At 62.8% G+C, this 20893-nt stretch carries 15 protein-coding genes; 7 read left to right on the forward strand and 8 right to left on the reverse strand.

Annotated elements, in window-relative coordinates:
- Positions 1 to 149: 149 nt before the first annotated feature.
- From GGR36_RS10945 to GGR36_RS22270, 8 genes are all read right to left on the reverse strand, one after another.
- Entirely contained in the window at positions 150 to 1418 is a 1269-nt protein-coding gene (locus GGR36_RS10945; protein ID WP_183634626.1) for a porin, read from the reverse strand.
- A 380-nt stretch (positions 1419 to 1798) separates the two neighbouring features.
- Complete coding sequence (locus GGR36_RS10950) at positions 1799 to 2893, reverse strand: ABC transporter ATP-binding protein (RefSeq protein ID WP_183634627.1); 1095 nt, start codon at positions 2891 to 2893, stop codon at positions 1799 to 1801.
- Entirely contained in the window at positions 2894 to 4261 is a 1368-nt protein-coding gene (locus GGR36_RS10955; protein WP_183634628.1) for a GH1 family beta-glucosidase, read from the reverse strand.
- 31 nt (positions 4262 to 4292) lie between these two features.
- Positions 4293 to 5135 (reverse strand): carbohydrate ABC transporter permease, encoded by an 843-nt coding sequence (locus GGR36_RS10960; protein WP_183634629.1) that lies wholly within the window; start codon positions 5133 to 5135, stop codon positions 4293 to 4295.
- A gap of 4 nt (positions 5136 to 5139) precedes the next feature.
- Positions 5140 to 6108 carry a carbohydrate ABC transporter permease gene (locus GGR36_RS10965; protein ID WP_183634630.1) on the reverse strand — a complete coding sequence of 323 codons (969 nt, stop codon included), beginning with the start codon at positions 6106 to 6108 and terminating at the stop codon, positions 5140 to 5142.
- Between the two features lie 91 nt (positions 6109 to 6199).
- Positions 6200 to 7456, reverse strand: coding sequence for an ABC transporter substrate-binding protein (locus GGR36_RS10970; RefSeq protein ID WP_183634631.1), 1257 nt, complete (start codon positions 7454 to 7456; stop codon positions 6200 to 6202).
- Positions 7457 to 8790: 1334 nt separating this feature from the next.
- Complete coding sequence (locus tag GGR36_RS10975; protein WP_183634632.1) at positions 8791 to 9684, reverse strand: response regulator transcription factor; 894 nt, start codon at positions 9682 to 9684, stop codon at positions 8791 to 8793.
- On the reverse strand, positions 9671 to 13081 hold the full coding sequence (locus GGR36_RS22270) for a hybrid sensor histidine kinase/response regulator (protein WP_221229523.1): 3411 nt from the start codon (positions 13079 to 13081) through the stop codon (positions 9671 to 9673). The genes GGR36_RS10975 and GGR36_RS22270 overlap by 14 nt, the downstream gene beginning before the upstream one ends.
- A 227-nt stretch (positions 13082 to 13308) precedes the next feature.
- Here GGR36_RS22270 and urtA point away from each other — a divergent pair, with 227 nt between their 5' ends.
- The 7 genes from urtA to GGR36_RS11015 all read left to right on the forward strand — a co-directional run bounded on the left by urtA (position 13309) and on the right by GGR36_RS11015 (position 20002).
- On the forward strand, positions 13309 to 14568 hold the full coding sequence (gene urtA, locus GGR36_RS10985) for an urea ABC transporter substrate-binding protein (RefSeq protein ID WP_183634633.1): 1260 nt from the start codon (positions 13309 to 13311) through the stop codon (positions 14566 to 14568).
- Positions 14569 to 14664: 96 nt separating this feature from the next.
- Positions 14665 to 15579, forward strand: a complete 915-nt coding sequence (gene urtB, locus GGR36_RS10990; protein ID WP_183634634.1) for an urea ABC transporter permease subunit UrtB — start codon at positions 14665 to 14667, stop codon at positions 15577 to 15579.
- Between the two features lie 60 nt (positions 15580 to 15639).
- Positions 15640 to 16815, forward strand: a complete 1176-nt coding sequence (urtC, locus tag GGR36_RS10995; RefSeq protein ID WP_183634635.1) for an urea ABC transporter permease subunit UrtC — start codon at positions 15640 to 15642, stop codon at positions 16813 to 16815.
- Between the two features lie 31 nt (positions 16816 to 16846).
- Positions 16847 to 17590 carry an urea ABC transporter ATP-binding protein UrtD gene (gene urtD, locus GGR36_RS11000; protein ID WP_183634636.1) on the forward strand — a complete coding sequence of 248 codons (744 nt, stop codon included), beginning with the start codon at positions 16847 to 16849 and terminating at the stop codon, positions 17588 to 17590.
- Between the two features lie 15 nt (positions 17591 to 17605).
- Positions 17606 to 18295 (forward strand): urea ABC transporter ATP-binding subunit UrtE, encoded by a 690-nt coding sequence (gene urtE / locus GGR36_RS11005; protein ID WP_183634637.1) that lies wholly within the window; start codon positions 17606 to 17608, stop codon positions 18293 to 18295.
- A gap of 90 nt (positions 18296 to 18385) precedes the next feature.
- A complete protein-coding gene (gene fmdA / locus GGR36_RS11010) occupies positions 18386 to 19615 on the forward strand; it encodes a formamidase (RefSeq protein WP_172200029.1) in 1230 nt (409 codons plus the stop codon).
- A gap of 60 nt (positions 19616 to 19675) precedes the next feature.
- Positions 19676 to 20002 (forward strand): zinc ribbon domain-containing protein, encoded by a 327-nt coding sequence (locus tag GGR36_RS11015; RefSeq protein ID WP_183634638.1) that lies wholly within the window; start codon positions 19676 to 19678, stop codon positions 20000 to 20002.
- Positions 20003 to 20893 lie beyond the last annotated feature (891 nt).

A 20893-nucleotide genomic window follows, 5' to 3' on the forward strand; every position in this document is an offset into this window, starting at 1 on the left:
CTTCTCCTCCAAACGTGTCTTCATATGCGCCCGCCTTTATTGACGGCGGGTCGTCGGCCACGCGGCTTGCGACGGCATGTCACCGTCGCAAGCCGGGCAGCGCCCGCCTACCCGGCACAAGGCCGGTTGGCGGGACCTGCTTGCAGCGATCAGAAGTGCATCAGCCAGCCAGCCTCGAACTTCGTCGCGCGGGTGTCCGCCTCGAAAGTCGCGATATCCGGCGTGGTGTACTTCTTGCTGATCGTGTTGATGCGGAAGTACGGCTGCGCGCCGATGCCGAGGTTGTAGAGCGCCCAGAAATCGAGGTTCACGCGCTCGGTCTTCAGCCGGTTGAAGGTCTGGCCGGCGCCGACGCCTTCAACGATCGTGTACTTCGCGCCCCACGAGGCCGGGGTGTTCCACTTCATCGTTTCGAAACTGGCGTAACCCTGCAGGCTCCATCCGGCGATGTCGTAGGTTGCCTTGAAGGTCAGGTCACCCTCGTCGATGAAGTTCTTGCTGCCGTACTGCTGCTCGAAGTCCTTCGGACGGTTGTAGCCGTAGTGGTAGGTCGCCGCGAGGTTGACCGGACCGAGGCGGGTCTTGCCGGTGAGGCCGTACGACATGTGGTTGACCTTGGCGGCACTGGCGGTGACGTACTTGTCGCCGAAATCGCCATCCGAATACAGCAGGCCAGCACCGAGCAGGCTGCCGTTGCCGAAGTCATAGGTCACCACGCCGGTGTAGGCGTAGCCATTGCTCTTGTTGTCACCCGACGCGTTGGCGTTGCTTTCGGTCTGGAACTGCAGCTCGACGCCGACCGGGCCGAAGCTGTTGCCGTAGCGCAGTGCGTTGCCGCGGATGTCGGACATCGCGTAGTAGCCGCGCTGGTCGCCCCACACCGGATCAACGGTGGTCAGGTCGTACAGCAGGCGCATCGGGTTCATGATGTTGCCGACCTGCAGACGGCCATAAGGCGTGACCAGCGTGCCGTAGACCTCGTCGTTACACATCGGGCCCTTGCTGTCGCCGTTCACGTCGCCATACGACGAGAAACCGCCGTGGCCGTTCTGCGCGTAGTTGTCCTGGCCGGCGAAGAAGGCGTCCCAGTTGTGTTGAACCGGCAATGCGTTCTTCTGCCACGCCGCATTGGCACCGCTCACCGTGGTCGCCACGGTGTTGCAGTTGAAGCCGATGTTGTAGCCGTTCTTCAGATCCTTGGTGCCGGACAGGAAGAGGGCAAAGAGGCCGTCAACCGAGGTCTTCGTGGTGTCATAGCCGGCGGCGAAATCGCCGCTGCGGGTCAGCGTGCCGACGCGCGCCTGCACGTCGCCGCTGACCGAGATGTCGGCATGGGCGGTGGTGGCAGCCAAACCGGCCAGCGCCATGGCAACCGCACAAACAATCTGACGGCGGCCGGTCGTTAGAGTGGTCCTCATTATTGCTCTCCTCACTTTTTGTAAATGCCCCGCTGGGGCGTTCAGGTGCCAAGCGCGCAAGGCTTGTGCGAACTACACGGCGAATGCGCTTTCACTACTGCAATCGCACGAAAACTCCCAAGACTCTGTTTCTTTGACGTTTTCAACTTCACGCCCACATCCAAAACCCAGATCAAATGACAGCGCTTTCATTTGATCCGCAAAAAACCCGAACGCTGTTGGCGCACGCCCCCACTCCTCAAAAAAGGCAGGCAGACCTCCGGTGACGGGAGGCCTGCCGCGAACTGGCCACAGGAGTAGCCGGAGGTGGTCGGTTCATCGGCTAGCGCCCTCGCAGAGCGCGATGCCGGATCGATGCGGTGTGCGGGCGCAAACATCGCTTACTGCCGCGTAAGGCTGCGGCCATCGGCCGCAAACAGGTGAAAAGCGCCGGCGCGGGGCGACAAGCCGATGCGCGCACCGACGCGAACCTCGTCGGGAAAATCGGTCGCCTTGAGCGTGAGCGGCGCGCCCGAGACGGCATCGGTCGCGTAGACGATCGTCGCGTCGCCCAGGTGTTCGACCAGTTCGACCCGCGCCGGCAGGCCAATGCTCGCGCCAACCACCTGCAGGTCTTCCGGGCGCACGCCAAGGTGCAAGGTGTCACCCTTGGCTGCGGCAATCGGGCCCGCCACCTGGACGCGCCGCACGACGTCGCCGAAGTGCAGTTCCATCATGTCGCCAAGCTGGTCGCCGGAGCGGCATTCGATGAAATTCATCTGCGGGCTGCCGAGGAAGGCGCCGACGAACTGATTGACCGGTTGCTTGTAGAGGTCGAGCGGCCGGCCGACCTGTTCGACCTTGCCACCGTTGAACACCGCGATGCGGTCGCCGAGCGTCATCGCTTCGACCTGGTCATGGGTGACGTAGATCATCGTGGTCTTGAGCTCGTCATGCAGCTTTGCCAGCTCGATCCGCATCTGCACACGCAGCGCCGCGTCGAGGTTGGAGAGCGGCTCATCGAACAGGAAGACCTTGGGCTTGCGAACGATGGAACGCCCGATCGCCACGCGCTGACGCTGTCCGCCGGACAAGGCCTTGGGTCTGCGATCCAGGAGGTGAGAGATCTGCAGGATCTCGGCCGCGCGGCCCACCGCAGCCTTCACCTCTTCCTTCGGTTTACCGTCGAGCTTGAGCGCGAAGCCCATGTTCTCGCCCACCGTCATGTGCGGATACAGGGCGTAGCTCTGGAACACCATGGCGATGCCGCGCTTGGAGGGCTGCACGTCATTGGCACGCTGGCCATCGATCAGCAGTTCGCCCTCGGTAATGTCTTCCAGCCCGGCAATCATGCGGAGCATGGTCGATTTGCCGCAGCCGGACGGGCCGACGAACACCATGAATTCGCCGTCGGCGACGTCCAGATTGAGGCCCTTGATGACTTCCGTACCGCCGTCATAGGACTTGCGGATGTTGCGAAGATGCAGTGTTGCCATTTACGACTCCCTAACCGATGCAGCACGACGCTGCCCCACGATCCAGTCGTGGTACCAAAGTGCACTGTCCTTGAGCGTGCGCTGCTGCGTCGGGTAGTCGACGAACACCAGCCCGAAACGCTTTGCATAGCCGGAGTCCCACTCGAAGTTGTCGAGCAGGCTCCAGGCGAAATAGCCCCGCACGTCCGCCCCCTGCGCCATCGCTGAACGAAGGGCCGCGATGTGCGACGCGAGAAACCGGATACGCTGCGGGTCGTGCACCGCCCCCGCTTCGGGCACATCGACACACGCTGCGCCGTTTTCGGTGATGTAGATCGGCGGCGGGTTGTAGTCGCGCGCGATCCGCACCAGGTGCTCGGTGAGGCCCTGCGGATAGATTTCCCAGCCCATGTCGGTGACACCCAGCGCGCACGGCGCCGGCTGTCCGGCGGGCGCCCCCGCCCAGATGCGGCTGTAGTAATTGATGCCGAGGAAGTCGAGCGGCGCGCCAATGAGGGCCATGTCACCCGGCAGCACCACCGGCGCGTCGGCGCCCAGATGCGCAAGCAAGTCCGCTGGATAGGCACCGCGGAACAGCGGATCCATGAAGAGCCGATTGCACATCGCATCGGCAAGACGGGCCGCAATGCGGGCGTCTTCGGTGGGCGCGGCGGGATACGCGGGCGACTGGTTCAGCACGATGCCCAGAGCGGCGCGCGCCCCGGCCGCACGCATCGCCTGCATCGCGAGGCCATGCGACAGCAGCAGATGATGCGCAACCTGGTAAGCCGCCTTGCGGTCTTTCAGCCCCGGCGCGAAGCGCCCTTCCTCATGGCCGATCATCGCGGTGCACAGCGGCTCGTTGTGGGTGGCGATCGTCTTTACCCGCTCACCGAAGCGGCGCACGAATTCGGCGGCATAGTCGGCGAAACGTGCCGCGGTATCGCGGTTACGCCAGCCGCCCTTGTCCTCAAGCGCCTGCGGCAGATCCCAGTGATACAGCGTGGCATGCGCGGCGATGCCCGCGTCGTCGAGCGCATCGAGCAGGCGACCATAGAAGGCCCAGCCCTCCTCGTTCCAGGCGCCTGCGCCATCGGGTTGCACACGCGGCCAGGCAATCGAGAAGCGATAGGCGTCGACGCCGAGCGACTGCATCAGCGCTACGTCTTCGCGATAGCGATGGTAGTGGTCGCAAGCATGCTCGCCGGTGTCGCCGCCGGCAACCTTGCCCGGCGTGGCGGCGAACACATCCCAGATCGACGGACCACGCCCCCCTTCATGGGCTGCACCTTCGATCTGGTAGGCGCTGGTGGCAACACCCCAGATGAAGTCAGCCGGAAAGGGCGCGCTCGCAGCGGCGTCGGGAAGTGCGGAGGCAAGGGTTTTCATTACGCGCAAACCGTCATTTTTGTTTTGGTACTCAGCCCTTGATCGCGCCCGAGGTCAGCCCGGCGATCAGGCGTCGCGACGAGATGACGAAGAGCACCAGCAATGGCAGCACTGCAATCGCAGAACCGGCAGAGATCGCCCCCCACGGCACCATGCCGGTCCCTTGCAATGCGCGCAGGGCGAGCGGCACGGTGAACATCTCCATATCGCGGATCACGATCAGCGGACCGGCGAAATTGTTCCAGGTGCCGATGAAGGTGACGAGGCCGAGCGTGCCGAGCGCGGGTGAAATCAGCGGCAGCACGATGCGCCAGTAGATGCCGAACTCGCTGCAGCCATCGATGCGGGCCGCTTCGGCCAGTTCGCGCGGAATCGCGGTGGTGATGTACTGCCGCATCATGAAGATGCCGAAGGCGCTGCAGGCAGACGGCACGATCAGCGCCTTGGGTTGGTTCATCCAGCCCAGCCAGCTCATCACCAGCGCAGTCGGGATCATGCCGACAAAGGCCGGCAGCATCACCGTGGCCATGATCACCGCGAACAGCCGTTCCTTGAAGCGGAAGTGGTACATCGCGAAGGCATAACCCGCGAGCGAGCAGAAGAACAGGTTGAGCGCCGTGACCGCAATCGCGATGTAGAAGCTCCAGCCCAGGTTGTGCCAGAAGTAGGGCAGCTTCTGCAGCAGCAGTGCGACGTTGTCGAGGAACGCGCTGCCGAACCACAGCGGGGGCGGCACCGACAGGATCTCGGTGTTGGTGTGCGTGGCGAACACGAACATGAACCAGAACGGCGCCAGCATGATCACCGAACCCGCTACGACGACGAAGTACGCAAACCAGCGGGATGGGCTGACGCGCTTTTGAACGATGGCCATGGCGTCAGTCCTTATGCGCAAAGAGCTTGTTGTTCACCGTGGTCAGCACGGCAATGAGCACGAACAGGATCCAGGCGACCGCGCTGGCGGTGCCGAAATCGCTATCGACGAAGGCGGTGTTGTACATGTGCATGGCCGCGGTCTTGCCCGCCTGGTCCAGCCCACCGGTACCGCCGGTGATGATGAAGGGCTCCTCGAACAGCTGCAGGTTGCCGATGATCGTCAGCGTGACCGCGAAGAACATCATCGGCTTGAGCAAGGGCAGCGTGATGTACCAGAACTGCTGCCGGCGCGACGCACCGTCGATCGTCGCAGCCTCATAGAGGTCATGCGGGATCGTCTGCAGGGCCGAGAGGTACAGCACCGTGTTCCAGCCGACGTAACGCCAGAACACCAGGAAAGCGATCATCGATTTCGTGTACTGCGGCTGACCCCAGTCGATGTTCGTGGTCGGGAAAAGCCAGGCAAACGGATGAACACCTGCCACGTCGAAATTGCCGATCGTGGTCAGGGCCAGATTGACGACGCCGAAATCACGCGAGAACAGCGAATTGAAGACCAGCGCGATCGCGACGCTCGACGTGATGAAGGGCAGAAAGTAGATGCCGACGACCGTATTGCGCCACTTGGCAAGATAGGTATGCGCAAAGAACGCGAGCGGAATCGCCACGAGGTGTTGCGGCAATCCGGACGCCAGTGCCAGCCAGAAGGTGTTGTAGAGCGACTTCTGGAACCACTCGTCGCCCAGCACGAAGGTGTAGTTCTCGATGCCAACCCAGTGCATCCCCCCCAGACCGGTTGCCGCGTCCCAGGTGTGAAACGACAGCCAGACAGAGAACAGCAGCGGGAAGAGCCCGAAACACAGGAACAGGATGAAGAACGGGCTGATGAACACATAGGGTGCCCATTCCCATGGCTGTAGCCTGCGACGGCTTTTCGCGGGTGCAGCAGCACCCGACCGAGTGATAGACATCGGCGCTTCCATTACTGACTCCGGTTGAAAGGGTGGCCGGGGCAAATCCCGGGGGGGTGTGGGAGAAGACATCCGCCCCGGCCGGGGGAACTTAACGACGGCGTGCGCGCCGCTCGATCAAGGCCTTTGCGTCAGCCAGTGCCTTCGGAATGTCCTTGTTCTGCTCCAGGACCTTCTCGAGCTCGGCATTGACGATTTCCTGCGCGATCGAGTCGTACTTGTCGACATCGATCGCCGGGATCTTCTCGGCAGCGACCTTCCACAGCTGGCGTGCCTTCTGGCCGCCGAGGAAATCGATCGGCTGATCGATGAAGGGATCGTTCTGCGCTTCGATCAGCGCCGGGAAGGCGTCAAGCTTGCGGAACGCCTCGATCTGCATGTTCTTGTCGAGCGTCAGGAACTTGATGAACTCCCAAGCCTCGGGCTTGTGGGCCGCCTTGCTCGGAATCGCGTAGAACGAACCACCCCAGGACGCAAAGGCGCCGTTCGGCAGTTGCGCCGCACGCCACGCGCCCTTGGTGTTCGGCGCCAGCCAGGTCGACAGGTGGCCAGCCAGCCAGGCGCCCATCATCTGCGTGCCGATCTGGCCGCGCTTGAAGCCTTCCGACCATTCATTGGTCCAGGCGCCGATCTTGCCGTCGACGCCAGCCACATGGGCCGCCTTGGCCAGTTCGAAGGCCTTCACGAAGCGTGGCGAATCGACCACGCTCTTGCCTGCCTTGTCGAAGTAGATTCCTTCGCCATCCTTCAGGCCCGAGCGGATGTAGATGTCCTTGATGTCGGCCGCGCTGGCCACCAGATAGGCGCCGGTCGCGGCCTTGAGCTTCTTGCCGGACTCGATGTATGACTCCCAGCTCTTGGTCAGATCCGCCTCGGTGATGCCGGCCTTGTCCATCAGATCCTTGCGGTACAGCAGCGTGCCCGGGCCGATATCGGTCGGAATCGCGGCGAGCCCACCGCTGGCGCTCGTCGCCTGCGGCTCGGTGAAGCGCGCGAACTTGTCCTTGTACTGACCCGCGTTGTACGGCGGCTTGTTCAGATCTTCGAGGCCGCCCGACTCCGAGAACTTGCCGATGAAGCCGACTTCAATCGCCATCACGTCGGGCAAGTTCGCACCGGTGGCCAGCGAAGTCGTCATCGCCACATGGTGGTCACCGTAAGCGAGGCTCACCAGCTTGATCTCGACGTCGGGATGCGTCTTCTTGTAGAGCGGGATCGCCGCCTTCACCGCCGCGTCAAGCGCCGGAAAAGCTGCCACCGTAATGGTTGTGGCGGCACTGGCCGACGCCCCGAACAAACCCGCCACGACAGCCACCGCGATCGCGCGGCGCTGGATCATTACACGCATGCCTATCTCCTCTGGATTTGGACAACCTGAAAGGCTGTTGTAGGTTTTGAAAGCGCTTTCAGTACAGCGCCAGTGTACCGCTCCCCGGGCTAGGCCCGTCAAGCCTCCAAGGCGCAATGGCACAAGCGGCGTTACCCGCCCCCCCGCATCTTGCTTTCTGTTGCGACGCAACCGTTGCACATCGCCCCGGTGTTGAGGTGCACCAGGTTGTTTCCTCTGACGCAGGAGGTTGAAGGCTTGTGCGCTTAAGCCCAAAGAGGTCTACAGACGTTGAAACTAGCTTGAAAACCGGACAAGGAGGCGGTTCGCGCATCGCTACGCATGCCGCTTCAGGCCGCGCGGTAATCACCGCAAGAGCACTTTCTTGCATGACTGCTTCGTAGAAGCAGAATTTGAAACTTCGCGCTGTAGCCATGCAACCGCCTTAGCGCGAACCCGACGGAGGCTTTGGACCGCCCCCCTCCCCCCCGCCGTTCGCACTTCGCTGAAGAACATCCGCAAGCAACCTCAGCCGCCTTTGCCCCTCATGCGCATTGCGCCCGCAGGTGCGCAGGGTGCAAGAATTCAGCAGGTCTGGTCGCATACGGCGCGCCGGGCGCAGCCAGACTCGTTTGCGCCTTTATTAAGACGCACCAGCAACTGGTTTGTCCTAATAAAGGCGCAAACAGTCCCCGAGCAACCGTGCGGGCTTCCGCGCCCTGGCTCCCTCTCCACCGTCGGTTGAAGGTGCAAACGAACGACGATCTCGCAGCATTCTTGCGACTTGCGTGCAATATAGGTGCAAACGTCGAATACGGCGCCATGCGGGCGCCAGCGGATAACGCAGCACTCTTGCTTCAGGATGTGCTTGCCACGCCTCTCGCCAGAGGCAACAGAATCAAGACTGACATCGCGCGTCGGGACACGATCGCAGTTTGGCGGTCCCGTACGCCAGTGCGGATCACCGACATACCGCTGAATCGCAAACTCCATCTGCCGCGTACAGATATTTGGCCAAGTCCGACCGCTCTCGGCCTTAGCCGACACCCAGGCAATCGTGTTCCGTCAGCACGCGAACGTCAGCTTTGAAATCCCATGGTCGCAAGAACCACCCTAAAGCTGACGTTCAAACCTGTCACGGTAATCGCGGCTCTGCAGCGGCAGCGGCTTTTCGATCTCGACCACAGTTTGCGCGATCTCGGCCAACGAGCAGAAATTCGACTTTTGCAGATGGCACCGGGGTCAATAGTCGATCACGCCCGCGATGCCGACGTTCGACCCCGATGGATTGAGTGCTTCCACAGAGCTCTCGCAACCATGACCTTGGTGCGTGCTGCCCCAACCAAGAACAAGCGTTACTCCCTGCCCAAAGCGCGGGCAGCCGCTGAAGCTGCCGCCGTTCGGGTCTCCACCCCTAGCTTTTCGAAGATGTGTTCAAGATGCTTGTTCACGGTGCGGGGGCTCATCCCAAGAATTTCGCCGATATCGCGATTGGTCTTGCCGCGCGCTACCCACAGCAGCACTTCGCTCTCCCGCGCAGTCAGCTCGGCAGCGGCACGCTTGCTCGAGCCCGTGCCCGCGGCGGTGAGCGTGAAGACCGTGATGGCCTGTGCCGACTCGCTCACGCGCCGCGCTTGCAGGGCGCCATTTAAAAGCGAAAGCGACGTGCTGGTCTGCTCGCCCAGCCCAGTCAGGAGCCCCGCCAGATGAGGCGGCATTCTGAGCCCTTCGTTGAGGTTCAAGCCCGGCTCCAGCGCGCTGAGCAGCTGCCGCGCAGCGTCGTTGCACCACAGAAGTTGCGAGGTTTCGTCCACCGCCAGCATGGCATTGCTGCTGGCGTTCACCGCCTCGCGCGTGGCGCGCACCAGGCGCGCGGTGCGGGTGTGGGCCTGCAGCCGCGCGATCACTTCGGGCGGCGACACCGGCTTGGTGACGTAATCATTACCGCCCACCGCAAAGCCCCGCACGATGTGTTCGGTCTCGCCCAGGCCAGTCATGAAGATCACCGGAACGTCTTCGCTCTGATCGCGAATCCGCTCGCAGGTTTCAAAGCCATCCATGCCGGGCATCTGCACGTCGAGCAGAATCGCTCCCGGAAGGTGTTTGGCCAGGTATGCAAGCGCTAGCTCCCCGCTGGCGGCAGTGTGCACCTGAAGGCCAACGGCCCCCAGTTCAAGAGACAGCAGTGCCAACGCATCAGCGCTGTCATCGACAAGCAGTACGTCACAGGCTTCTTCAACTGAATGCATGGTCTTGCAAGGTCTGGCTGAGGGTTGCGGTAAGCGCGGCATCATCAGTGCCGATCAGCGCCAGGGAGCGCGCGGCCCAGGGTGCGAGGTCAGGGCTGTCGTCGCCCAATTCTTCAAGCCGCGCCCGCAACGCTCGCGGGTATCCGCCAGCGGCCAGCGCCAGCAGTTCTCGCAGCACGTCGGGGCCGGGCGGGACGATGCGTGGCGCTGCCGCCGGCGCGGCGTGCAACCACTCGATGCCCAGCGCACTGCGTACCTGTTCAAGCAGATCCGCCTCGGCCACCGGTTTGGTGACAAAGCCATTGCAACCGCTCTGCGCCCGCGCCTGCTCGGTGTTGTCATGCGCGTTGGCGGACACCATCACGATCGCGAGTGTGCTGTGCCCGGCTTCGCGCAGTTGGCGGCAGATCACCCATCCGGTCGTGTCGCGCAGGCTGATGTCGAGCAGCAGAAGATCCGGCGTGCGCTCGGCCAGCACCGCCAGGCAGGCGGCACCGCTATCGACTTCTTCGATGAGGAAGCCGAGCGGCTGCAGCATCGCGCGCAGCACGCCACGATGCGCGGCTTCGTCGTCCACGATCAGCACCTGCTGACGCCGCCCGAGGTAACCGCTGACCGGCGCCGCCAGCGCGCTGACTTCGACGCTCGGCAAGGTCGGCAGGTAGAGCCGCACGACGAAACGGCTCCCTTCGCCCCGCCTGCTGTAGAGCTGAATGTCACCGCCCATCAATTCAACGAGCAGACGCGTGATGGTGAGCCCGAGCCCGGTGCCCTCCGCCCCCACCCGGCCGGCGCCACGTTCGAAGGGCTGGAAGATGCGCTCATGCTCGGCCGCATCGATGCCGACCCCGGTGTCGATCACCTCGATGTGCGCAATCTCGCGGCGGTAGCGCACACGCAGGCAAACCTGGCCGTGCTCGGTGAATTTGACCGCGTTGCCTAGCAGGTTGATGAGGATCTGGCGCAAGCGCTTGGGGTCGGCATGCACGCGCTGCGGCAAGTGGCCGCGCGCCTCGTAGTGAAAGCTGAGGCCGGAGCTTTCTGCCAGCGGGCGGAACATCTTGACGATTTCGGTAAAGAATTCCTCCAGGTACAGCCCTTCCTGCTCCAACCGCAGCTTGCCCGCCTCGATGCGCGACAGATCGAGCAAGCCATCGACCAGGCTGGCGAGGTGTTCGCCGCTGCGGTGGATGGTGCTGACCGCATCACGCAAGCCGCCCGCCAGCGCCTGCTGGCGCAAGAGCACCTGCGAATAGCCGAGGATGCTGTTGAGCGGCGCGCGCATCTCGTGGCTCATACCGGTAACGAAGCGGCTCTTGGCAAGGTTGCCGCTTTCGGCGACCTCTTTCGCCTTCTGCAGCGCGGCGTCGGTCTGGCGGTGGGCATCGATCTCGCGCTGCAAGAGCTGGTTCTGCCGATCCGATTCCTCCTGCGCGACCACCCTGCTCTCGTTCGCCAGCACCAGCCACCAAGCCGCCACCGCGGTAAGCAGGAAGATCCCGGCGAACACCTTCCAGAACAGCGGCGCGAGGTCGGCCGACACCGGGCCGCCGGGATGCAGCAACTCCTGTGCATACAAGAGCCAGAGCATGGCGCCGAACACGCAGACCATGCCGCCAAGCACGAGCGCGAACTGCCCGACGCGACGCGCCATCGGCAGCGACACGCGATGCGGTAGCCAACCGGCCAACAGATCGGCGAGTTGTTCGTGCACCCGCGCGCCGGTCTTGCAGCGGTCGCCGCAACGCGCGTCCAGCGTGCAGCATAGCGAACAGATCGAGCCACCGTAGGCCGGACAGTGCGCCATGTCGTCCGATTCGAACTTGTTGCGGCATATCGCGCAGCGCATCACGCGGTGCCGCGGCCCGAAGTCCACCGGCGTGCGCGCAATCGTGTAACGCTGCCGCGTGAGCAGCGAAATCAGCGGCGCGGCGAGCAGCGACACCAGCAAGGCGATACCTGTGGAGGCCGGGCGCAGGCCCTCGCCGAACAGCCCCACGTAGACCGCCACAGACAGCACCGACGCAATCACCATAGCGCCGAAACCGGAGGGGTTGATGTCGTACAGGTAGGCGCGGCGGAATTCGATGGTTCTGGGCGAGAGGCCCAGCGGTTTGCTGATCACCAGATCGGCCACCACCGCGCCGACCCAGGCCACTGCAAGGTGTGCGTAGAGGCCCAGCACCTGCTCGATCGCTTCGAACACGCCCATCACCATCAGCAGCACAGCGATCAGCACGTTGAAGGCCAGCCACACCACACGCCCCGGATGGCTGTGCGTCAGCCGCGCGAAGAAGTTGGACCAGGCGAGCGACCCGGCGTAGGCGTTGGTGATGTTGATCTTCAGCTGCGACACGATGACGAACACGCCGGCAAGGAAGATTGCCCCCCCGTGATCGCCGACCACCTCCCGGAAGCCGATCAGGTACATCTGCATCGGTTCGAGCGCACGCGACAGTGGCATTTCGTGCTGCAAGACAAGGAAGGCCAGGAAGGCGCCACCGACCATCTTGGCCGCGCCCATCAGGATCCAGCCCGGCCCGGCCACGATCACCGCCAGCCACCAGCGCAGCTTGCGGCCGGGCGTGGGCTCTGGCATGAAACGCAGGAAGTCCACCTGCTCGCCAATCTGCGCGATCAGCGATGCCGCCACCGTGGCTGCCGCACCGAACGCAGCCCATGAGAATTCATCGCTGCCGGCGCTGCTGCCGTTGAGCGAACTGAAGGCGACGAAGGCCTCCGGATTCTTGATTGCCACCGCGATGAAAGGCAGGACCAGCAGCAGCAGCCACACCGGCTGGGTCCATATCTGCAGACGGCTGATCAGGGTGACGCCGTGGGTCACCAGCGGCACCACGATCAGTGCACTGAGCAGGTAGCCCACGCCGCGTGGCATGCCGAACCAGAGCTCGAAGGCCTGCGCCATGATCGCCGCTTCGATGGCAAAGAAGATGAAGGTGAAGCTGGCGTAGATCAGCGAGGTGATCGTGGAGCCGAGATAGCCAAAGCCCGCACCACGCGCCAGCAGATCCATGTCGAGCCCGTGGCGCGCAGCGCGATACGCAATCGGCAGACCGGTGAGGAAGATCACCAGGCTGACCACGGCGATCGCCCACATTGCGTTGGTGAAGCCGTAGCTCAGGGTGATGGCTGCACCAATCGCCTCCAGTGCAAGGAAGGACACTGCACCAAAAGCGGTATTCGCGACCCGGAACTCGCTCCATTTTCGGAAACTGCGCGGCGTGAATCGCAGCGCGTAGTCCTCCAGCGTTTCGTCCGACACCCAGCGGTTGTAGTCCCGCCGCACCTTCATGATGCGCTGTACCGGCTGCGCTTTGGCGACTTCCTGGTCCACCCGTAATCCCTCTGAAACGCGCGCGTCGACGCCAATGTTCACGCCGGACGCACGCAAGCGGCGTGCCCGATTGCGTGCAGTGTGTGGCGCCGATTCTGGTGTGCGCAGTGCGTATGCGCAGTACGTCAAATGACTTATTTCGCGTCTCCGCCCCTGATCCCAAAGTGCGTTCCAACAACGCAGCACATCACGACCGCCGCGGCGGCCAGTGCGGAACAAGAAACCCGGCTGCGTTGCTTTGAAGCCCGCGTTCATCAGGAGAGACCATCATGCGTGACCACGCTTCGCCCAAGCCCCGATCCACCCTTCGTCGCCATCTCATGCAGGGCATCGTCGCCCTGCCGCTGATTGGTCTGTCTGCCGTAGGCCAAGCCGCGCCGCCGGCCACCGCAGTGGTGAACACGACCAAGCTGGCCGTAACCGATACCGAAGTCACCGTCGGCCAGCTTCACTCGGCCACCGGCACCATGGCGATCTCGGAGACCGGCTCTATCCAGGCCGAACAACTGGCGATCGACCAGATCAACGCGATGGGCGGCGTGCTCGGCCGCAAGATCAAAGTGATCAAGGAAGACGGCGCCTCTGACTGGCCGACCTTCGCCGAAAAGTCAAAGAAGCTGCTGATCAACGACCGCGTCGCAGCAGTGTTCGGCTGCTGGACATCGGCCTCGCGCAAGGCGGTGCTGCCGATCTTCGAGAAGGAAAACGGGATGCTCTACTACCCCACCTTCTACGAGGGCCTCGAGCAATCCAAGAACGTGATCTACACCGGCCAGGAAGCGACCCAGCAGATTCTCTGGGGCCTCGACTGGGTGTCGAAGGAGAAGAAGGCCAAGACCTACTTCCTCGTCGGCTCTGATTACATCTGGCCGCGCACCTCGATGAAGATCGCGCGCAAGCACATCGAGGGCCACCTCGCCGGCAGCAAGGTCGTGGGTGAGGAGTACTACCCGCTCGGTCACACCCAGTTCAACTCGCTGATCAACAAGATCAAGGCGGCCAAGCCGGATGTCATCTTCATCGCGGTGGTGGGTGGCTCGAACGTGTCCTTCTACAAGCAGCTCAAGGCTGCCGGTGTGACGGCCGCGAAGCAGACGCTGCTGACGATCTCGGTCACCGAAGACGAAGTGCTGGGTATCGGTGGCGAGAACATGGCCGGCTTCTACGCCTCGATGAAGTACTTCCAGTCGCTCGACAACGCCAACAACAAGGCCTTCGTGCAGGCCTTCAAGGCCAAGTACGGCGCCAAGGCGGTGATTGGCGATGTGACGCAGGCGGCCTACCTGGGCCCGTGGTTGTGGAAGGCAACCGTCGAGAAAGCGGGCAGCTTCGATGTCGACAAGGTCGCGGCAGCGTCGAAGGACATCGAGTTCAAGGGCGCGCCTGAAGGCTACGTGAAGATCCACGCCAACCATCACCTGTGGAGCAAGACACGTATCGGCCAGGCCCAGGCTGACGGCCAGTTCAAGGTGGTCGCCGAGTCGCCGGACCTGATCGAGCCGAATCCTTTCCCCAAGGGTTACCAGTAACAGCCTGACCCGTCACCCCGGCCCACGCGGCTCGGGGTGACGGCCGCCTCGCGGTAACGCAAACGCACTTCACTCTGTACTTGGGAGGTAAGCACCATGGCATTCGCCGACATGCTCAACATCGGAATGATGCAAGGCTTCGCAGGGCTTAGCCTGTTCGCGGTGCTACTGCTGATGGGCCTTGGCCTGGCGATCATCTTCGGCCAGATGGGGGTGATCAACATGGCGCATGGCGAGTTCATGACGCTGGGCGCCTACACCATCTTCCTGTTCTCCTCGCTCTCCGAGAGCTTCTTCCCCCAATTCACACAAACGTATTTTCTGGTCGCCATCGTCGCGGCCTTCTTTGTCACTTTCCTGGCGGGCTGGTTCGTCGAATGGGCCTTGATCCGTCACCTTTACAAGCGCCCGCTCGATACGCTGCTGGCCACCTGGGGCGTCTCGCTCGGCATGCAGCAGTGCTTCCGCAGCTTCATCGGCCCCAAGGAAGTGAGTCCTACCCTGCCCGACTGGCTGATGGGTTCCTGGTCGCCGCATGAAGGGCTCGACATCCCGATCAACGGCCTCTTCGTGATGGCCCTGACGCTTGTCGTCACCAGCGGCATATTGCTGGCCCTCTACAAATCCCGCTGGGGCCTGCGCGTACGGGCCACGGTTGCCAACCGCGCGATGGCCAACGCGATCGGCATCAATACCAAGAAGACCGACCGCCTGACCTATGCCATCGGCTGCGGCATCGCAGGCGTTGCGGGTGCAGCCTTCACCACGATCGGTTCGACCGGCCCCACCAGTGGATCGCTCTACATCGTCGATGCCTTCCTCGTGGTCACCTTCGGGGGTGCTGCCAGTCTGCTTGGCACGGTGGCCTCGGCCTTCGGCATCGCGCAGATGCAATCGATCAGCGAATTCTTCATGACCGGCTCGATGGCCAAGGTGCTCACGCTGATGACCATCGTGGTGATCCTGATGATGCGGCCGCAGGGGCTGTTCGCCTCAAAGATCCGCCGCTAGTCATCGCCCCATGTACCCGCCCGGCGCCCGACCTGCAAAGCACTATCGGAGAAGCACATCATGAACAAGATCAAGGCATTCATCGATCAACGTGGCCTCGGCAGTTTCCTCATACTCGCCGCACTGATTCTGGTGGTGTTCCCGCTTGCGATGGACATCTTCCGGCTCAATCTCGTCGGCAAATACCTCACCTACGGCTTCGTCGCCATCGGCCTTGTGATGTGCTGGGGGTACGGCGGCGTGCTGAGCCTCGGGCAGGGGGTGTTCTTTGGCCTCGGGGGCTACGCGATGGCGATGTTCCTCAAGCTCGAAGCCTCTGACCCGATCAGCACGAAGATCCAGTCCACACCGGGCATCCCCGACTTCATGGACTGGAACCAGCTGACAGCGCTGCCGCTGTGGTGGGCACCGTTCAAGTACCTGCCGTTTGCGCTGATCGCGGTGCTGCTGGTGCCCACGCTACTCGCCTTCGTGATCAGCTTTGCGATGTTCAAGCGCCGCGTCGGCGGCGTGTACTTCGCCATCATCACGCAGGCGGTGGCATTGATCCTCTCGGTGCTGATCATCGGCCAGCAGGGTTACACCGGCGGGGTAAACGGCATCACCGATCTGAAGACCCTGCTCGGCTGGGACATCCGCACCAACAGCGCCAAGTACATCCTCTACTTCGCCAACGCCGCGTTGCTGCTCGGCTGCATCTACCTTTGCCTGTGGGTGCAGAAAAGCAAACTCGGCACGCTGTTGCTCGCGATGCGCGACAAAGAAGACCGGGTTCGTTTCTCCGGTTACGACGTGTCGATGTTCAAGGTGTTCGCCTTCTGCCTCGCCGCGATGCTCTCGGCGATTGGCGGCGCGATGTTCACGCTGCAGGTCGGCTTCATGTCACCGAGCTTCGTCGGCATCGTCCCGAGCATCGAGATGGTGATCTTCGCCGCAGTGGGTGGGCGCATGTCACTGATCGGCGCGGTGTACGGCGCCTTGCTGGTGAACTTCGGCAAGACGTATTTCTCCGAGAGCTTCCCCGACCTCTGGCTCTTCCTCATGGCAAGCCTCTTCATCGGCGTCGTGATGGCCTTCCCGAACGGACTGGCCGGTGTCTACACCAGCCACGTCAAGCCCTGGCTCGCGCGCCGCAAGGCCACTCAAATCAGATCACAGGCCCTTGCGGTGCCGCCGGCAGACAGCGCGCCGCAAACCGAAGAGGCCGAAATCCCCGGCCTGATCCGCGCCACCTGATCGCATACCTGCTCGTTGAAGGGAGCCTCACATGAGCAATACCGACTTCGTACTCGCGGTGGAAGATCTGACCGTGTCCTTCGATGGTTTCAAGGCGATCGACGCGCTGAACCTGTATGTCGACAAGGGTGAGCTGCGCGTGATCATCGGCCCCAACGGCGCCGGCAAGACCACGCTGCTCGACCTGATCTGCGGCCGCACCGCGGCCAGCGCCGGCAGCATCAAGTTCAAGAACGTGGAGATGACGCGGCTGGCCGAATACAAGCGGGTGCGTTCAGGCATCGGCCGCAAGTTCCAGACGCCTTCGATCTACGAAAACCTCAGCGTGTTCCAGAACCTTGAGGTGTCCTTCCCGCGTGGCCGCGGGGTGTTTGGCGCACTCGCCTTCAAGTGCGATCAGGAAGTGCGCGACCAGGTGCAGAGCGTGGCCAACGAGATCGGCCTGGGCGACCTGCTCGACATGGAGGCCGGCCTGCTCTCGCACGGCCAGAAGCAGTGGCTGGAGATCGGCATGTTGCTGATGCAGGACCCGGAGCTGCTGATGCTCGACGAGCCGATCGCCGGCATGAGCGCGCGCGAGCGCGAACTGACCGCGGACCTGCTCAAACGTATCTGCAAGAACCGCTCGATGATCGTGATCGAGCACGACATGGCCTTCGTTGCGCAGATCGCCCACAAGGTCACCGTGATGCACCAGGGAAAGATCCTCGCCGAGGGCTCGATGGAGAAAGTCCAGCAAGACCCCAAGGTCATCGACGTCTATCTGGGCCACTGAGAAAGGAACCCCAGCATGCTCAACGTATCCGATCTCGTCGTGTGTTACGGCCAGAGCGAAGCCCTGCACGGCATCTCGTTCGAGGCGAACAAGAACGAAACCGTGGCGATCATGGGCCGCAACGGCATGGGCAAGACCACGCTGTTCAAATCGCTGATGGGCGTGCTGCCCACCCGCAGCGGCTCGATCCAGGTGGCGGGGAAGGAAGTCTCGAAAGACGAGAGCTTCCGCCGCGTCGCCAAGGGCATCGCCTATGTGCCGCAAGGCCGGATGATCTTCCCCACCCTGTCGGTCGAAGAAAACATCCAGACCGGGCTGGAGAACGCCGCCGTGAAGAAGGTGCCGGACGAGATCTATGCGCTCTTCCCGGTGTTGTGGGAGATGCGCCGTCGCAAGGGCGGCAACCTTTCCGGCGGCCAGCAGCAACAGCTGGCGATCGCACGCGCGCTGGTCACCGATCCGAAGGTGCTGCTGCTCGATGAACCGACCGAGGGGATCCAGCCTTCGATCATCAAGGACATCGCCAAGGCGCTCAACGAGATCCGCAAGATGCGCGAAATCACGATCGTCGTCTCGGAGCAGGTACTGAGCTTTGCGATGGACGTGGCCGACCGCCTCTTCGTCATCGAAGGCGGGCGCCTGGTTCACGAGAGCCCGCGTGCCAGCACCGACGTCGGCCACATCAAGCAGTTCCTGTCCGTCTAGCCAGCAGGGCTGCGCAGTCAATCAAGCGTTTTCATCGGGAGTTCCCGGGGGCGGCCCGAGTGCCGCGCCCGCTTATCAAGGAGGTGTGCCATGCCTGAAACACTCATCAAAGTCGACCTGAAGCAGTCGCCCTACGAGAACGAGAACATCCACAACCGCTGGCATCCGGATATCCCGATGGCCTGCTGGGTCAAGCCCGGAGACGACTTCGTGCTGGAAACCTACGACTGGACCGGCGGCTACATCCAGAACAACGACAGCGCAGACGACGTGCGCGACGTGGATCTTTCCACGGTGCACTTCCTCTCCGGCCCGGTCGGGGTGCACGGCGCCGAGCCGGGCGATCTGCTGGTGGTCGAGCTGCTCGACATCGGCGCCAAGCAGGACAGCCTGTGGGGCTTCAACGGCTTCTTCTCGAAGAACAACGGCGGCGGCTTCCTTGTCGATCACTTTCCGCAGGCGCAGAAATCGATCTGGGACATCGAGGGCATGTTCACCAAGAGCCGCCATGTGCCCGGCGTGCGCTACGCGGGCCTGATCCACCCCGGCCTGATCGGCTGCCTGCCCGACCCGAAGATGCTGGAAACCTGGAACACGCGCGAAGTGGACTTCATCGCCACCCAGCCCGATCGCGTGCCGCCGCTCGCCAACCCGCCGTTCGCCAAGACCGCGCACGCGGGCAAGGCCAAGGGCGAGGTGGCCGCGAAGATTGCCGCCGAAGGCGCGCGCACCGTGCCGCCACGCGAACACGGCGGCAACTGCGACATCAAGGATCTGTCGCGTGGCTCGAAGATCTTCTTCCCGGTCTACGTCGAAGGCGCGGGCCTCTCGGTCGGCGACCTGCACTTCTCGCAGGGCGATGGCGAGATCAGTTTCTGCGGCGCGATCGAAATGGCCGGTTGGGTGCACATGAAGGTCTCGCTGATCAAGGGTGGCATGGCCAAGTACGGCATCAAGAACCCGATCTTCAAGCCCAGCCCGATCACGCCCAAGTACGACGATTACCTGATCTTCGAAGGCATCTCGGTCGACGAGCAAGGCAAGCAGCACTACCTCGATGTGCATGTTGCCTACCGCCAGGCCTGCCTCAACGCGATCGAGTACCTGAAGAAGTTCGGCTACTCCGGCGCGCAGGCGTACTCGATCCTCGGCACCGCGCCCTGCCAGGGCCACATCAGCGGCGTCGTCGATATCCCCAATGCCTGCGCCACGCTGTGGCTGCCGACCGACATCTTCGAGTTCGACATCAACCCGAGCGCTGCCGGGCCGGTGAAGTACCTCGACGGTTCGATCGACATGCCGATCTCGCCCGACCTTTAAGCGCATGAGGCCCTCTCCGCGCCGCGGAGAGGGCAAGTCCCACGGATCAGGAGTTGTGCCATGCCTCTCTACGACTACGAGTGCCCGGACTGCGGCGGCTTCGAGACCCTGCGCAGCATCGCCAGCCGCGACGCGCCCACCTTCTGCCCGCGCTGCGGTACACGCGCCTCACGGGTGCAGACCCTGTCGGCGCTATCGCTGATGGACGGCAACACCCGCAGCGCCCACGCCACCAACGAGCGCGCGCGCCACGAACCCAAGCGATCCAGTACGCACGTTCACGGGCCCGGCTGCGGCTGTGGTAGCGGCATAAGCAAGAGCACAGCAAGAGCCCCCGACGGCAGCAAGTCATTCCCTGGAAAACGGCCTTGGATGATCAGCCACTAGACGTATCCGCGAAGCAATTCCAAACGGTCGCGTGATTTGGTCACAACTGAATCATCACAATGTCCGGACCACTGGGAGCTACACCGACGATCAAGGAGGCTTCGGCACCGTCCGGCGACGCGCGCGGCCTCACCCGTCGCGGGCATTTCATTCTCGATGCATGTGAAGCAAGGTAACGTCCCAAGGTGGGCTCGCGGCGAATCCTGAACTGATGCTGTGTGACGATTGCTGGCGCGACGGGTTCTGTTGCGCCCGCTCCACATAGCGCCATCTGCCGAAGCCCCAGAAGCCGACCCACCGGATGCTCCACTTGGATGGTCGGCAAAACAGTGAGCTATCGCCGCCTCACGGAATCCCTGCTTTCCTGACCGCCCTCTGGTGCTGAAATCCAAGTGAATGTCGTGCCAGTCCTGCCAGCAACGTCCGCAGGGGAACGGTTGTGCAGTTTCCCGGGACGCGGGGGCGGTCAATCAGCGCCCTTCATCGAGCAAAAGCGATTGAACGACTGATTTGGGTCGTACCCCTGACTGTGACGGACGATGGACCGCTGTCCGCTTACAGCCTTTAGCCGCAATCGCCCCCCAACACAGATTGCGCCCACTGCGGTTCGCTGGGCGCATCCGTTCCGCGAGTCTCGTCGCTCGCTCAACGAGCCAGACGCCGACGGGTTCGTGGCACCTCTAATTCCGTTGGATATCCGTAACGCTATTCGTTGGCATTCATGGATTTGTCATTTCCATAGACGCCCCAAGAATCGCCGCGAACCGCACCAATACTGGGGCGCTGTTTGCAACTATTTTGCCCGCAGGGTTTTCGCCGTTTGTACCTTTATTGGCACGTTTGCACCTTTAATAGGACGTACCAGCAACGAATCTATTTGACGGGCGCATC

This window comes from Niveibacterium umoris, assembly GCF_014197015.1.
Taxonomy (GTDB): Bacteria; Pseudomonadota; Gammaproteobacteria; order Burkholderiales; family Rhodocyclaceae; genus Niveibacterium; species Niveibacterium umoris.